This is a genomic window from Micromonospora hortensis (assembly GCF_022230935.1).
GTDB lineage: Bacteria > Actinomycetota > Actinomycetes > Mycobacteriales > Micromonosporaceae > Micromonospora > Micromonospora hortensis.
In genome coordinates, this window is sequence record NZ_JAKKFE010000002.1 from 54,480 (window position 1) to 68,501 (window position 14,022).

General features: G+C 70.4%; 14 protein-coding genes. 7 read left to right on the forward strand and 7 right to left on the reverse strand.

The features are described from left to right. Window positions 1-16: 16 nt before the first annotated feature. On the reverse strand, window positions 17-859 hold the full coding sequence (locus tag NIE111_RS01345; RefSeq protein ID WP_238682643.1) for a hypothetical protein: 843 nt from the start codon (window positions 857-859) through the stop codon (window positions 17-19). A gap of 19 nt (window positions 860-878) precedes the next feature. Between NIE111_RS01345 and NIE111_RS01350 the strand changes: the two genes are divergently transcribed. From NIE111_RS01350 to NIE111_RS01360, 3 genes are all read left to right on the forward strand, one after another. Next, on the forward strand, window positions 879-1,067 hold the full coding sequence (locus NIE111_RS01350) for a hypothetical protein (RefSeq protein WP_238671532.1): 189 nt from the start codon (window positions 879-881) through the stop codon (window positions 1,065-1,067). Between the two features lie 64 nt (window positions 1,068-1,131). Next, on the forward strand, window positions 1,132-1,854 hold the full coding sequence (locus tag NIE111_RS01355) for a dienelactone hydrolase family protein (protein ID WP_238682644.1): 723 nt from the start codon (window positions 1,132-1,134) through the stop codon (window positions 1,852-1,854). 251 nt (window positions 1,855-2,105) lie between these two features. Continuing rightward, window positions 2,106-3,113 (forward strand): FUSC family protein, encoded by a 1,008-nt coding sequence (locus tag NIE111_RS01360; RefSeq protein WP_238682645.1) that lies wholly within the window; start codon window positions 2,106-2,108, stop codon window positions 3,111-3,113. Between the two features lie 4 nt (window positions 3,114-3,117). On the opposite strand, the gene NIE111_RS01365 is transcribed toward NIE111_RS01360, so the two are convergent. From NIE111_RS01365 to NIE111_RS01375, 3 genes are read right to left on the reverse strand one after another with little or no spacing between them, the layout of a single operon-like run. Continuing rightward, window positions 3,118-4,062: a hypothetical protein gene (locus NIE111_RS01365; RefSeq protein ID WP_238682646.1), complete on the reverse strand. Its 945-nt coding sequence runs from the start codon at window positions 4,060-4,062 to the stop codon at window positions 3,118-3,120. After that, window positions 4,059-4,544 (reverse strand): hypothetical protein, encoded by a 486-nt coding sequence (locus NIE111_RS01370; protein ID WP_238682647.1) that lies wholly within the window; start codon window positions 4,542-4,544, stop codon window positions 4,059-4,061. Before NIE111_RS01370 ends, NIE111_RS01365 begins: the two co-directional genes overlap by 4 nt. A 3-nt stretch (window positions 4,545-4,547) precedes the next feature. Further along, a complete protein-coding gene (locus tag NIE111_RS01375) occupies window positions 4,548-5,768 on the reverse strand; it encodes a macrolide family glycosyltransferase (RefSeq protein WP_238682648.1) in 1,221 nt (406 codons plus the stop codon). Between the two features lie 832 nt (window positions 5,769-6,600). On the opposite strand from NIE111_RS01375, the gene NIE111_RS01380 reads away from it, so the two are divergent. After that, window positions 6,601-7,263 carry a C39 family peptidase gene (locus tag NIE111_RS01380; RefSeq protein WP_238682649.1) on the forward strand — a complete coding sequence of 221 codons (663 nt, stop codon included), beginning with the start codon at window positions 6,601-6,603 and terminating at the stop codon, window positions 7,261-7,263. Between the two features lie 74 nt (window positions 7,264-7,337). Here NIE111_RS01380 and NIE111_RS01385 read toward each other — a convergent pair whose 3' ends face one another. Further along, complete coding sequence (locus NIE111_RS01385; RefSeq protein WP_238682650.1) at window positions 7,338-8,072, reverse strand: DedA family protein; 735 nt, start codon at window positions 8,070-8,072, stop codon at window positions 7,338-7,340. A 213-nt stretch (window positions 8,073-8,285) separates the two neighbouring features. Between NIE111_RS01385 and NIE111_RS01390 the strand changes: the two genes are divergently transcribed. After that, window positions 8,286-11,138, forward strand: coding sequence for an aconitate hydratase (locus NIE111_RS01390; RefSeq protein ID WP_238682651.1), 2,853 nt, complete (start codon window positions 8,286-8,288; stop codon window positions 11,136-11,138). A gap of 77 nt (window positions 11,139-11,215) precedes the next feature. Here NIE111_RS01390 and NIE111_RS01395 read toward each other — a convergent pair whose 3' ends face one another. Further along, window positions 11,216-11,431 (reverse strand): hypothetical protein, encoded by a 216-nt coding sequence (locus tag NIE111_RS01395; RefSeq protein ID WP_238682652.1) that lies wholly within the window; start codon window positions 11,429-11,431, stop codon window positions 11,216-11,218. Between the two features lie 166 nt (window positions 11,432-11,597). Here NIE111_RS01395 and NIE111_RS01400 point away from each other — a divergent pair, with 166 nt between their 5' ends. Both NIE111_RS01400 and NIE111_RS01405 read left to right on the forward strand, forming a co-directional pair. Then, the gene (locus NIE111_RS01400; protein WP_238682653.1) at window positions 11,598-11,852 is read left to right on the forward strand and encodes a type II toxin-antitoxin system Phd/YefM family antitoxin; all 255 of its coding nucleotides are present in this window, start codon (window positions 11,598-11,600) and stop codon (window positions 11,850-11,852) included. Next, window positions 11,849-12,223, forward strand: coding sequence for a type II toxin-antitoxin system VapC family toxin (locus NIE111_RS01405; RefSeq protein ID WP_238682654.1), 375 nt, complete (start codon window positions 11,849-11,851; stop codon window positions 12,221-12,223). The genes NIE111_RS01400 and NIE111_RS01405 overlap by 4 nt, the downstream gene beginning before the upstream one ends. Before the next feature lie 539 nt (window positions 12,224-12,762). Here NIE111_RS01405 and NIE111_RS01410 read toward each other — a convergent pair. Next, window positions 12,763-14,019 (reverse strand): RNA polymerase sigma factor, encoded by a 1,257-nt coding sequence (locus NIE111_RS01410; protein ID WP_238682655.1) that lies wholly within the window; start codon window positions 14,017-14,019, stop codon window positions 12,763-12,765. Window positions 14,020-14,022 lie beyond the last annotated feature (3 nt).

Genomic DNA, 14,022 nt, shown 5'->3' on the forward strand with positions numbered 1-14,022 from the left:
CCGCCCAGGTCAAACCTCAGCGCGGCGGCACCTGAACCTCGATCTCGGAACCCAACCGGGCGTCGGCGGCCAGACCCAGGTCGTCCCCGCTCCAAAACCGCCCCGGGTCATACCAGTTCGGACGCCGACCCGCCGGCAGCAACCCCATTGCCTCATAGGTCACCGCCACCACCTCGGCGCAGTACGCCGTCTCGAGCGCCCGGTCCCGCTCCCCCGCCGACCGGGCCGGAGTGGCCGGGCCGGAGGGGTTGGCGCGGTCGGCCGGGTTGAGGTGGTTGGCGCGGTCGGCCGGGTTGGCACGGTCGGCCGGGTTGGCACGGTCGGCCGGGTTGGCACGGTCGGCTGGGTTGCGACGAGGTGTCTGCTGGCCGAGGCGTGCCAGCGCCGACAGCCGATCGAGGTGCGGCAGCGAGGGAAGCCGGCCGGGGCGCGGCAGCGCCGGCACCCGACCCCGCACCCAGCGCCACGCCAACTGGGCGGTTGACGGGAACGGCGTGCCGTCCAACCGCGCGATCGTCCGCAGCACCGCCCGCTCCATCTCCGCGTCGGCCGGCGGGTCGAGCTGCCGCAGCCAGGCCCGTTGGCCGTACCGGTTGGCCCAGACGCAGACCGCGTCCCGCAGGTCGTGCAGCTGGACGCCGCGTTGGTGGCCGCCCGACCACAGGTCCGGCAACGACCTGCCCAACTCCGCGTGCCACATCAACGGCGGCATGTCGTCCAGCACCACCGCCATCCCGACGTGGTTCACCGGGCTGTTGGTGGTGAACTGGATCGCCCGGTCCGGCACGCTGCGACCCCGGAACACCCACACGTCACCGGTGCGGGTCAACTCGACGGCCTCATCCAGGCTGATGCTCATGAGGGTCTAGCCTAGGCCGATGCGGCAACGAATGCGGTGGTGGAAGGTTCTCGGGCTGGCCGGGCTCGCCGGCGTCGCGGCCTCCGGTGTGGTCATCGCGCGGGCCGAGCGGCGGCGGCGCGCGTACACCCCCGAGGAGATCCGGCAGCGGCTGCTGGAGCGGCACGCCCAGGCCAGCGACGCCGCGAAACCCGGTGACCCAACCTGACCCATCGTCCTCTGTAGATTGTCCTGGGGCAGCCGGACAGGTCGATGATCGATACGATGAGACGATGACGACGCCCGTCGCACAGCGGCCCTTCGTCCTGTCCAGCCCGACCGCGCCTGTCGAACGACACGACAACGTCGACCTGCACCTGCCCACCCGCACCGGTCCCTCGCCCGCCGTCGTGGTGGTGCACGGCGCTCCGCTGCCACCCGACGCGCCCGACCCCCGTGACTGGTTGCTGTACCGCGGCTACGGCGCACTGCTCGCCGCGAGCGGCGTGGTCACCGCGCTGGTCAGCTACCAGGTGTCCGACCTGTCGGCACTGCCCGCCGCCGCCGACGACATCGCCGCGATGGTCGAGCAGGTCCGCGCCGATCCACGGGTCGACCCCGAGCGGGTCGTACTGTGGTTCTTCTCCGGCGGCGGCCTCTTCGCGGCCGACTGGCTACGCGTCCCGCCACCATGGCTACGTGGGATCGCACTGACATACCCGCTGCTCGTCCCGTTCCCCGGCTGGGACGTCGACGCTCGGTTCCTGCCGGTCGAGGCACTCAGCTCCGGCGCAGGCGTGCCACTGGTGCTGACCCGCGCCGGCCAGGACATCCCGCCGGTCCTGGCCGGCATCGACGCGTTCCTCCCCGCAGCGACCGCCGAGGGCTGGCCGATGCAGGTGATCGAGGTGCCGGACGGCCAGCACTCCTTCGAGATTCTCAACCACGGCCCGCAGTCCGAGGCAGCCGTCCTGGCCGCCCGCGACGCGGTCCTGAAGCTGCTCGACGCCGGCTGACCCACCCCGCCGGCCGAACGCCCTCTCCACGCGCGGAGGCGCAGGTTTCCGTCGGTGCCGCATCAGATTGGGGATCTCCCGCACCCGAGGTTCGCCGCCGTACGACGATCGTCAGAGAGCCGATCGGTGGTGGGGGGTGAGAGGTGCGCGGCAGACGTCGGGGCGCCCGACCGGCGGAGAGTGCGCTGCGCGAGGGCCGAGAGGCCTATGAACGTCTTCGCACCTACCTCATCCTCGCGGTGCAGGCTGGTGTGGCCGCCGGGTTGGCCTGGTTTGTTGCCAGCGACGTGCTGCACAATCCGCAGCCGCTGTTCGCACCCGCCGCCGCGGTCGGCACCATCGCGGCGGCCGTCGGCAATCGGGCCCGTCGCACTATCGAACTTCTCGCCGGGGTGATCCTGGGCGTTCTGGTTGGAAACGGCATCATAAGGTTCATCGGGGCGGGACCAATACAGACCGGCGTGGTCGTGGCCCTGACCATTTCGGCGGCAGCCGTCTTCCGGGGCACCGGAGCGGTCATGGTGCAGGCGGGAAGCACCGCCGTCCTACTCGGCACGGTCTCTCCGGACCGGCCGGACCTGGCCGTGCCCCGGACGGCGAATGCGCTGGTCGGCGTGGTGGTGGCCATCGTGGTGGCCTTGCTGATCCTGCCGCTGAATCCGGTGCGGATCGTGCACCGCGCCGCTGGTCCGACAGTCGATGCCATCGCCCGGGAGATGACCGCCATCGCCAATGCGCTGGCTCACCGCGACGCGCGACAGGCCGAGGAGGCCCTACAGCGATTGCGTGCGGCAGAGGCGGCACGACGGAACATGGCCGACGTGGTCGCCGCAGCATGCGAAGTCGCGATCCTCTCACCGTGGCGCAGGAGGCGGCTGGGCATCATGCGTCGGTACGCGCGGGCGACCGAGCACCTTGAACTCGCCTACACCAGCAGCCGCGAGATGGTGCAGTGGGCGGTGTCGGCACTACACGCCCGGGAGACGCTGCCGGCCGGCCTCTCCACGGCGATCGAGCACTTCGGCCAGGCGTTCAGGCTCCTGCATCGTGAATTCCTGGCCGGACGGGAGCCGGACCGCGCGCGGGAGCGAGCGCTACAGGTGATCAGTGACATCAACGAGGCATGCGCCGAGGGTGTCGGGTCCTCCGGTGACGTCGTCGTCTCGCAACTGCGGGTTGTCGTCAGTCAACTGCTCCAGATCTCCGGGCTTCCCCAGACGGAGGCGAATCAGCGGGCCGGTTTGAACGCCGACGTGTGAGCGTTCAGGACAGCGGGCCGTCGGTCTCCGCCGTCAGGTTGAGGCGGTCCCGGATCAGCGCCAGCACGGTGTCGGTGGTCCGGTCGAGGTGGCTGCGCCCATCGGGCAGGCGGGCCTCCGGGGCGATGTAGCTGCGGGGACCGATGTGCGTGGCAGGGTCGAGCCGGTGCACGGTGATCTTGCCTTCGCGGTCGGCCCGGTTCCATCCGCTCCAGCGGAACAGCCGCCACCGCTGCGGGAAGATCCAGGTGCCGACTCGCTCGATCCAGTCGCCGGCACTGGTGAGCTGGTAGAGGTGCTGGGCATGGGTGATGTCGTTGGCGCCGTTGTGGAACCCGCCGAGAGTGATCAGCCAGAGCGGGGTACGCAGTTGGGACCACAGTTCGTTCACCGCACCGCTGGCGACCTGGGCGCCCCCGCTGTAGCTGAGCAACACCACTGGTATGCCGCTGTCCGGCCGGTAACCGGCGACCTGGAGTTCGGTGGCGATCTGCGCACCGACGGCACGGTTGTACAGGGGACGGTAGCGGCGGTCGGCGGCGACGAAGATCTGCATCACGTTGTGCAGGAACAGCAGCAGGCCGATGCGGCGGCGCACCCAGGTCCAGACCGGCCGGTCGGCGAGCGGCACGGCGAGCGGGGAGTAGGGCTGCACCTGGCCCAGCACCCGGAGCTCCGGCGCTCGGTTGATCAGGGCCTTGACCAGTCGGCCACCATCGCGGGTGTCGTGGAAACGGCGCTTCCCGATGCCGTCCAGATAGACCAGGTAGGCGTCCGGAGGGCGGTCCGGATCAGCCCCTCGGGCGTAGGACATGCCCTCGGGGCGGGAAATGGTGGGTGTGCGCCAGCCGGCGGCGTAGACCAGCACCTCGTAGCGGGCCAGCAGGGCCTCGGCGATCAGCACCAGTCCCAGCCCCCCGAGCAGCAGCAGGAGCGCCAGTCCGATCACGCGACCGACTCCGGTGCTCGTGTCGTGTTGAGCTTCACGACGAGGCGGCGGACGGCCTCGACGGTGACGCCGAGCCCGACTCCCGCGACCGCTACGCAGCCGGCGGCCTCCCACCATCCGACTCCGGCCACCGTGGCGAGTGCACCGGCGAGGCCGGCGCCCACTCCCACCATGAGCAACAGGTGCAACAGTGGCCCAAGAAGCGGGAACGCGAGGACCCCGGCAAGCACCAGCGGAGCGGCCAGCCCTGGTGTCCAGATCAGTGCGTCGGACGGCGCGGTGGGCAGCACCAGACCGGCAACGGCCCACGCGGACAGCGGCCAGAGCGCGAACACCGCGCCGTCAACGATCGCGCCGCCCAGCAACAGGCTGACCACCCTCACCTGCGACACGCCGGACAGGCGTGCCACCACCGGCAGAAGACGCCCGGCGGCCTCGGACAGCCCGCCGACCAGCAGCAGGATGACGACGAAGGGAGACATCGGTCAGCCCTGTGGTGGCAGATCGGCGATACCCGGCCGCGTCACCGAGCCGGTCTGCTGCACGAAGTGCTCAATGACGTCGGCGGCACGCGCGTAGCCGCCCGCCTGACGCTGGGCGACCTGCAGTGTGCTCGCGGCGGCCCGGAATCGAGGCTCGTCGAGCAGGCGCTGGGCGAGGGCCCGCACCGCCTCCACCGTGACGTCCTCGGTGCGGATCGACAGGCCGGCATCGAGCTCGACGATGCGGGAAGCCACCAGCAGTTGGTCAGCGCCCTGCGGGACCACCAACATCGGGGTGCCGGCGTACAGGGCCTCGTTGACGCTGTTCACCCCGCCGTGGGTGATGAACAGCGCCGCACGGGCCAGCACCTCCAACTGCGGGACGGAACGGTGGGCGAGCACGTTTCCCGGTAGCGGGCCAAGCGCGGCGGGTTCGGTGTGTCCGGTGGAAATGACCAGGGTGCCACCCAGCGGGGCCAGCGCGTCGGCGAAGGTGCGCAGCAACTGCGGGGCGTCGAACACGGTGCCCATCGAGGCGTACATCACCGGGTCCCGCAATCGATCGACCGGGAACGACGAGTCCACTCGGCGGGCACCGATGCTCGGGCCGACGAACTGATAGGACTGGTCGAAACTATCCGCCTCGGGGTGGAACGCCCGCGAGGTGTAGACCAGGTTGAGCGGCTGACGGATGTTGGCCAGGTCGATCAGGGGCAAGGCGCGTGTGTCGTACCGGCGGCGCAGCTCCCACCGCGATTTCAGGTATCCGGCGGTGGAGCGGGGAAGGGCCGCGGCCGCGCTGAGCAGCTTCCAGGAGCCACGGGTCGGGCTGGGCACGTGCCGGTTGAAGGCGAACGTGGTGAACGACGATGCCGGCGGCACGCCGAGTTCCCGGGCGACCACCGGCCCCCACGGGCAGAGGGAGTCGTGCACGATCAGATCGGGCCGGGCGCCCCGCAGGTCGGTGAGGACGGCGGGCAGCACGCGTACGGCGGTACGCGCGAGCTGCTCCATCACCGTGACGGGCGTCGGCGGCCCGGAGAGCGGTAGGTCGTCCCCGGGGTAGAGGAACACCCGTGCCCCGGTGGCCGCGATCTGCTCGGCGTAGGCCGGCGTCGTGTGATAGGTGACGGAGTGACCACGACGAACGAGCTCACCCACAACGGGCAATGTCGGGTTGATGTGCCCGTGCATGGCGATGTTCAGGAATGCCACTGCGCTCATTGGCCGGCCCTGGGCCGGGAAGGAGCCAGCGCCTGGCACGTTGCAGCGTCCATGATCCACCCCTCTCGGTCAGAGCCTAGATGTTGCCTGGTGGCAGTGCGTCGTGGACCAGGTAGTCGACTCCTCAGCGGCCGGTTCCGCCTGATCGTGCTCGCTCCTTGTCGTAGTGGCCTCCCAAGCCTGGGCAGGGGCCTCTTTCCCGGATTGAGCACGATCTTGTGGACCTGGCGCGTGCTGGGCCGGCGCCGCTCGGTTCGAGTTCCCCGTGGAGCGGCCTAAACCTGACACGTCGGATCGGGCCCGTGCGACGTTCAGCCCGCGCCTCGTGCCGGACTGGGCGCGCAGCCAGCGCAGACCGGCATGACCCACTCGGCTCTCCTGATGTCGGGGTATCCCGGCACCCGGACACCGCAGTTCCCGTGAATCCGAGTGGATCACGCCGTCGTGGCCGCCGTGTCCGTTTCGCCGGCCGAGCGGATGGGTCGTATGTCGGGGTTTGGCGTGGGGTGTCGGGTGGTTGGGGCCACCCCGACGGCGGAATCGGCGGCCGGCCCGGGTCGTTATACCTGGCATGCCACCGCGACTGTCGGGTCGTGGGGCGCGGCAGCCGCCGGGAACACCCGCCAGGCCGCCCCGGTTACACACCCCGTCCGGCCGAGCACCGCAACAGGCCGACCCCCTGCGGGAATGACCCGCCACCGCGAACGGTTACACCCTGTCCCGACGCCGACCCCTTGTTGCGGGTCGCCGGGCACAAGCTTTCCCGCACGGTCGCACCACCCCCCGTTGAGTGCCGTGCGGGCACACCCCCGATGCAGAGGAGCACGCCATCATGCGTACCGATCTGATCCGTAAGACCGCCCTGACCGCCGCCGGCCTCGCCTTCACCGGCGGCGCCATCGCCGGCCCCGTCACCACCGCGTTCGCCGCACCCACCAGCGGCAAGCCGGCCACGCAAACCCAGACCGACCGCAAGGGCCACGGCGAGCGGGAACTCGGTGTGCGCTACGAAGCGCAGCCGAACTTCTACTACTGCGGGCCCGCCGCGACCCGTAACGCCCTGAGTGTGCAGGGTAAGAACATCAACGTCGATGACATGGCCAAGGAAATGGGCACCACCGAGGCCGGCACCAACTCCATCAACGACATCACCCCCGTCCTGAACAAGGAAACCGGCAAGGCTGACGCCTACCGGTCGGTGGAGATCAGCACCCCCGACGCCGACGCCACGCAGACCGACAAGCTGCGCGCCGACATCGTCAAGACCGTTGACGACGGCCGGGCCGTGGTCGCGAACATCGCCGGCACCAGCACCGACACCGACGGTGTCACCCACTCCTACGAGGGCGGGCACTACATCAGCGTCGTCGGCTACCGCGACAACGGTGACACGGTGAAGATCGCCGACTCCGCCGACCCGAACACCGCCTCCTACTGGATCAGCGTCGAGCACCTCGCCGACTGGATCGCCACCCGCGGCTACGCCACCAGCTGACCCCCACACCACCACCAGCACATGACCGAAGGGCCGGACCCCACCACGGGGCCCGGCCCTTCGGCATGCCTAGGTCAGTGCTCGCCCCTGTGGGTCGACTCAACGCCGGGGGCGACCACAGCCGGCTGACCGCCCGAAGCCACCTCAACGGACTGACCGCCGGAAGCCATCTCGACCTCAGCCACGCCGGAGGCACCGTCGGCCGACTCGATGCGGTGGGCGCGGCGGCGCAGCCACCAGGTGCTGCCGAGCCCGGCGAGCACCGCGAGGACCAACCCGGCCCAGGAGATGTCCTTCAGCCAGTGTTCGGCCGCCCGACCCACCGAGTAGAGCAGGTACGTCGTGCCGAAGGCCCAGACCAACCCGCCGGCCGCGTTGGCCACCAGGAAGCGGCGGTACGGCACGTGCAGCGCCCCGGCGAGCGGGCCGGCCAGGATCCGCAGCAGTGCCACGAACCGACCGAAGAACACCGCCCAGACGCCGTGCCGCGCGAAGCTCTGTTCGGCACGGGCGAGCTGCGCCGGCCCGAGGTGCTTGGGGAAGCGTCTGCCGAGGCGGGCTAGCAGCGGACGACCGCCGCGTCGGCCGACGGCGTACCCGACGGAGTCGCCGACGATGGCGCCGAACGCCGCCGCGCTGGCCACCCACTCTGGCTCGACCACTCCGGTGGCGGCGAGCAGGGCGGAGCTGACCAGGACGATCTCGCCGGGCAGCGGGACGCCCATGCTCTCCACGCCGATCACGCCAGCGACGAGCAGGTAGACCACGCCCGGAGGCAGCGCCGAGAGCCAGTGCTGAACGTCGATCACTCGGCACCCCTTCCGAATCGGCCCCGACCCTACCCCGCCGACCCGACGGCGCGGCGCGGTCGTGGGTCACCCGAGCCGTGATGTCAGGTTGCGCAGATAGCAAGACGGACGTACGGTTTTGTTGGAAGCGGAATCGGGCGGTAAGTGTCACCTAACCTCGGCGGCACCCGGACCGGTGCGACAGACTGCTCAGGACTACTCACGGTCGCTGGTGTGAAGGAGTACGACGTGGCGAGCCTCGACACCTTCGGTGCGAAGACCCAGCTACGCGTCGGAGACGCGAGCTACGAGATTTTCAAGATCGACAAGGTGGACGGCCACGCGCGGTTGCCGTACAGCCTGAAGATCCTGCTGGAAAACCTGCTGCGGACAGAGGACGGCGCGAACATCACCGCCGACCACATCCGCCAGCTCGGCGGTTGGGACTCCACCGCCGCCCCGAGCGTGGAGATCCAGTTCACCCCGGCGCGGGTCCTGATGCAGGACTTCACCGGCGTGCCCTGCGTGGTCGACCTGGCCACCATGCGCGAGGCAGTGCGTGACCTAGGCGGCGACGCCAGCAAGGTCAACCCCCTCGCCCCGGCCGAGCTGGTCATCGACCACTCGGTCATCGCCGACCTGTTCGGCCGCGAGGACGCGTTCGCCCGCAACGTCGAGCTGGAGTACGAGCGCAACAAGGAGCGCTACCAGTTCCTGCGCTGGGGTCAGACCGCGTTCAACGAGTTCAAGGTCGTCCCGCCGGGCACCGGAATCGTGCACCAGGTCAACATCGAGTACCTGGCCCGCACCATCATGGAGCGGGGCGGCCAGGCGTACCCCGACACGGTGGTCGGCACCGACTCGCACACCACCATGGTCAACGGCCTGGGCGTGCTGGGCTGGGGCGTCGGCGGCATCGAGGCCGAGGCCGCGATGCTCGGCCAGCCCGTCAGCATGCTGATCCCCCGGGTGGTGGGCTTCAAGCTCTCCGGTGAGATGCCGGCCGGCACCACCGCCACCGACCTGGTGCTGACCATCACCGAGATGCTGCGCAAGCACGGTGTGGTCGGCAAGTTCGTCGAGTTCTACGGCCCCGGTGTGGGCGCCGTGCCGCTGGCCAACCGGGCCACCATCGGCAACATGTCCCCGGAGTACGGCTCCACCGTGGCGATCTTCCCGATCGACGCGGAGACGATCCGCTACCTGGAACTGACCGGCCGCGACGCCGCGCAGGTCGCGCTCGTCGAGGCGTACGCCAAGGAGCAGGGCCTCTGGCACGACCCGGACGCCGAGCCGGACTACTCCGAGCGCCTGGAGCTGGACCTCGGCACCATCGAGCCGTCGCTCGCCGGCCCGAAGCGCCCGCAGGACCGGGTGCCGCTGGGCGCTGCGAAGACGCTGTTCCGCTCCGCGTTGACCGACTACGTTGCCGACGACTCCGTCGGTGAGCGTGACCTCAAGCCGGGTGTCCCCCGCGAGGAGCTGCCGCGCGGCGCCAACGGCCCGGCCGACGAGGCCAGCGCCGAGTCCTTCCCGGCCAGCGACCCGCCGGCCAACGAGTTCAGCGACCCGGCCGACGAGCCGCGTGACCTGGAGACCGCTGCGGTGGGCGCGGGCGGCCGAGCCAGCAACCCGGTCCGGGTCACCGGCGCCGACGGCGTCGAGTACGAGCTGGACCACGGCGCCGTGGTGATCGCCGCGATCACCTCCTGCACCAACACGTCCAACCCGCAGGTGATGATCGGTGCCGCACTGCTGGCCCGCAACGCTGTGGAGAAGGGCCTGACCCGCAAGCCGTGGGTGAAGACCACCCTGGCCCCCGGGTCGAAGGTCGTCATGGACTACTACGAGCGGGCCGGCCTCACCCCGTACCTGGACAAGCTCGGCTTCAACCTGGTCGGCTACGGCTGCACCACCTGCATCGGCAACTCGGGCCCGCTGCCCGAGGAGGTGTCCGCCGCGGTCAACGAGCACGACCTGTCGGTGGTCTCGGTGCTCTCCGGCAACCGGAACTTCGAGGGCCGGATCAACCCGGACGTCAAGATGAACTACCTGGCGTCACCGCCGCTCGTGGTCGCCTACGCCCTGGCCGGCACCATGGACATCGACCTGGCCAACGAGCCGATCGGTGAGGACTCCGAGGGCAACCCGGTCTACCTGCGCGAGATCTGGCCGAACAGCGCCGAGATCCAGGACGTCATCGCCCAGGCGATCGGCGCCACCGGTTTCAGCGCCGCGTACGCCGATGTCTTCGCCGGCGACGAGCGGTGGCAGTCGCTGCCGACCCCGACCGGCGACACCTTCGCCTGGGAGAGCGACTCCACCTACGTGCGTAAGCCCCCGTACTTCGAGGGCATGCAGCAGGAGCCGAGCCCGGTCGTCGACATCTCCGCCGCCCGGGTGCTGGCCAAGCTTGGTGACTCGGTGACCACCGACCACATCTCGCCGGCCGGCGCGATCAAGGCGGACTCCCCGGCCGGCTCGTACCTGGCCGAGCACGGCGTGCCGCGCCACGAGTTCAACTCGTACGGTTCCCGCCGGGGCAACCACGAGGTGATGATCCGGGGCACCTTCGCCAACATCCGGCTGCGCAACCAGCTGGTGCCCGGGGTGGAGGGCGGCTTCACCGTCAACCACCTCACCGGCGAGCAGACCTCGATCTACGACGCCTCGGTGGCCTACCAGGAGGCCGGCATCCCGCTGGTCGTGCTGGCCGGCAAGGAGTACGGCTCAGGCTCGTCGCGGGACTGGGCGGCCAAGGGCACGATGCTGCTGGGCGTCCGGGCGGTCATCGCCGAGTCGTACGAGCGCATCCACCGCTCGAACCTGATCGGGATGGGCGTGCTGCCGCTGCAGTTCCCGGTGGACGTCACCGCCGAGTCGCTTGGCCTGACCGGCACCGAGACGTTCACCATCACCGGGGTGACCGCCCTGAACGACGGTGAGACCCCCCGCACCGTGCTGGTCAGCACCGACACCGGCGTGGAGTTCGACGCCGTGGTGCGGATCGACACCCCCGGTGAGGCGGACTACTACCGGCACGGCGGCATCCTGCAGTACGTGCTGCGCCGCATGATCGCCAACTGATCGCGTACGGCTGATCGAGGGCCGCTCCCGCTTCGGCGGGGGCGGCCTTCGCCGTCCACGCCGAGGAAGGCTTGCGGTCAGAGCGCCCGGAGTCGCTCGTCTATCGCCGCATCCACCTGCCGAACGTCGTAGCCACGTAACCGCCGTCGCAGGGTCGCCGCCCGCAGCGCGTCTCGCGCGGCAGCCCGTGCCACAGCGCTGTCGGTAGCCAGAGCCCCATCGACCTCGGCCAAGAGACTCTCGACCTGACGCATGTCATAACCGCGCAGCGCAACCACGAACGGCAATTCCATGCGGCCACCATATCGGTCACCGGTCGCGCCGACGGGATTGGCGACGGGGGTGCGACGTCACCAGGCTCCTTCCCGCCGAGGGCGGGAAGGAGCCTGTGTCGTTCCCGGGTCGTTCCTCGTTCCGGGCCCCGCCACGGGCTAACCTCTTAGCTAGAGAGGTGGCTCGGTGGCCGGTGAAGCTGCGGCGCAGTTCAACATTCACGATGCGAAGACGAACCTGTCACGCATCATCGAACGGGTCGAGCATGGCGAGGAGATCGTGATCAGCCGGGCTGGCAACCCGGTCGCCAAGGTCATTCCTCTTCGTCGTACGACACGCACCGGTCGCGGGTCTCTGCGCGGTTCGCTGGATCTCACCGGTGACTGGAATTCCGACGAGGTCAACGATGAGGTTGCTCGTGGCTTCGGGCTGTCCGGATGAGGCTCTTGCTCGACACGCACGTGGTGCTCTGGTGGCTAACCGACGACCCGCTCCTCGCTGCGGACATCAAGGACCGCATCGACACCGAACCCGATGTGTACCTGAGCCCGGTCACGCTGTGGGAGGTCGCGATCAAACAGTCGCTCGGCACGTTGGCCGGTCCGGCCGACCTCGCCGAACGGCTCCGTGACGCCGAACTGCGGGAACTCCCCATCCGCCACGATCACGCCATCGCGGCTGGTCGGCTGCCGGCGATCCACCGGGATCCCTTCGACCGGATGCTGGTCGCGCAGGCCCTACACGAAGGGCTGACCCTGGTGACCCGGGACGACCGCATCCAGAAGTACGACGTGCCGATCCTGGTGGCGTGACTCTCGCTCGCTCGCTGACGGGGTCCTCGACCCGGTCGATCAGGGCCCGGCACCCGTCGGGGTGACCGCTCAGCGCAGCCGCGGCGCGACCGCGCGGGCCTCCTCGTCGGTGAGCAAACGGCGGACAATGGCGACCGGACCGGGGCCGCCCGGCTGGCCGCGCAGGTCGCGGATCGCCCGGCGGGTGATCCGGAAAAACTCCGGCGGCCTGGACCGGGTTCCTGGTGTTGGCCAAGCGCGGCTGACCCTCTCCGCGGTCGACCATGCGGCCCTACCGTGCAAGTCAGCACCGTTGCGTCAGGACTGTGACGGCTCAACCGAGAAGATCGCGCCGATCTTGCAGTTTCGGTCGTCGACATGAGCGGTTATGCCCCTTGTGTCGGGACAGAAAGTGCAAGATCGCGGAGCGGGGGACGGACCCGGCACGTCGATCATGGAGTGGTGGTGCCTGGTTTGGCAGTTCACCAACTCCCTGATCGGCGAGGCGGTGCCGGTCCAGATGACCGACGTACCGCTCCTGGTGGCGCGTTGCCGCTCCGCTACCGGGTGAGTTCGTCGGCCCGGTCGAGCAGCGCACGGCGCTCGGCTGTTGAGCCCACCGCTGCCGCCGCCTCCCGGAACAGTCCGGCCGCACGCGGCCGGTCGCCCTGCCGGGCCACCAGATCGGCCTGCACCGCCACGGCGAGCGGATAGCCGTCCAACCCGCCACCGGCGCGCGCCGCGTCGAGCAGTACCAACCCGGCGGCCGGCCCGTACGCGTAGCCGTGCGCGACAGCGCGGTTGAGCGCGATCACCGGTGAGGGGCGGAGGTCGGCGAGCGCGTCGTAGGCCCGCGCGATCGTCGGCCAGTCGGTCGCGTCGGCCGAGACGGCGGTGGCGTGGCAGGCGGCGATCCGGGCCTGCCACGCGTACGGCCCGTCGTGGCGTACCCGTTCGAGGGCGGCCAGGCCCTCGGCGATGGCGGCCCGGTCCCACCGGTCGCGGTCCTGCCGCTCCAGGGTGAGCAGGTTGCCGTCGGCGTCGCGGCGGGCGTCTCGACGGGAGTGTTGGAACAGCACCAGGGCGAGCAACGCGGCGACCTCGGACTGGTCGGGCATCAGCCGGTCGAGCAGGCGGGCTAGCCGGACGGCCTCGTCGGCGAAGGCCGGCTCGCCGTCGGCGACGTAGCCCCGGGTGAACAGCAGGTACAGCACGGCGAGGACGCCGGGCAGCCGCTCGGTCAGCGCCGGCCCGCTCGGCACCCGGTACGGGATGCCGGCCTGGGCGATGCGGGTGCGTGCCCGGGTCAACCGCCGGGTCATCGTCGACTCGCTGACCAGCAGCAGGCGCGCGATGTCAGCGGTCGGCACGCCGCAGACGGTTCGCAGCGTCAACGCCACCCGGGCCTCGAGCGCGAGCGCCGGATGGCAGCAGGTGAAGATGAGGCGCAGCCGGTCGTCCACCACGTCCTGCCTGATCTCGGGCTCGGGCTGCGCCTCGTCTGGTGTGAGCAACGCCAGGTCGTGCAGCTTGCGCCGCTCCACTGTGGCCCGCCGCAGCACGTCGATCGCCCGGTTGCGTGCCACCGTCATGAGCCAGCCGCCAGGGTTGGCCGGCACCCCGTCGGTGGGCCACCGCTCCAGCGCGACGGTCAACGACTCTTGGGCGCAGTCCTCGGCCAACGCCCAGTCCCCGGTCACCCGGATCAGGGTCGCGACGATCCGGGGGTACGCCTCGACGCTGGCGGCCGCGACGGCCTCCGCCGCCGCGACGGCCGGTGCCGGGGTGCGCACCGGCCGGCGCTGCGAGGTGGACAACTC

What these genes read in the sequence shown, in the direction of transcription:
- NIE111_RS01370 (WP_238682647.1), bottom strand. Translation starts at nt 4,544, where the DNA reads ATGTCTCCCTTCGTCGTCATCCTGCTGCTGGTCGGCGGGCTGTCCGAG.
- NIE111_RS01355 (WP_238682644.1), top strand. Translation starts at nt 1,132, where the DNA reads ATGACGACGCCCGTCGCACAGCGGCCCTTCGTCCTGTCCAGCCCGACC.
- NIE111_RS01345 (WP_238682643.1), bottom strand. Translation starts at nt 859, where the DNA reads ATGAGCATCAGCCTGGATGAGGCCGTCGAGTTGACCCGCACCGGTGAC.
- NIE111_RS01375 (WP_238682648.1), bottom strand. Translation starts at nt 5,768, where the DNA reads ATGAGCGCAGTGGCATTCCTGAACATCGCCATGCACGGGCACATCAAC.
- NIE111_RS01350 (WP_238671532.1), top strand. Translation starts at nt 879, where the DNA reads ATGCGGCAACGAATGCGGTGGTGGAAGGTTCTCGGGCTGGCCGGGCTC.
- NIE111_RS01380 (WP_238682649.1), top strand. Translation starts at nt 6,601, where the DNA reads ATGCGTACCGATCTGATCCGTAAGACCGCCCTGACCGCCGCCGGCCTC.
- NIE111_RS01405 (WP_238682654.1), top strand. Translation starts at nt 11,849, where the DNA reads ATGAGGCTCTTGCTCGACACGCACGTGGTGCTCTGGTGGCTAACCGAC.
- NIE111_RS01395 (WP_238682652.1), bottom strand. Translation starts at nt 11,431, where the DNA reads ATGGAATTGCCGTTCGTGGTTGCGCTGCGCGGTTATGACATGCGTCAG.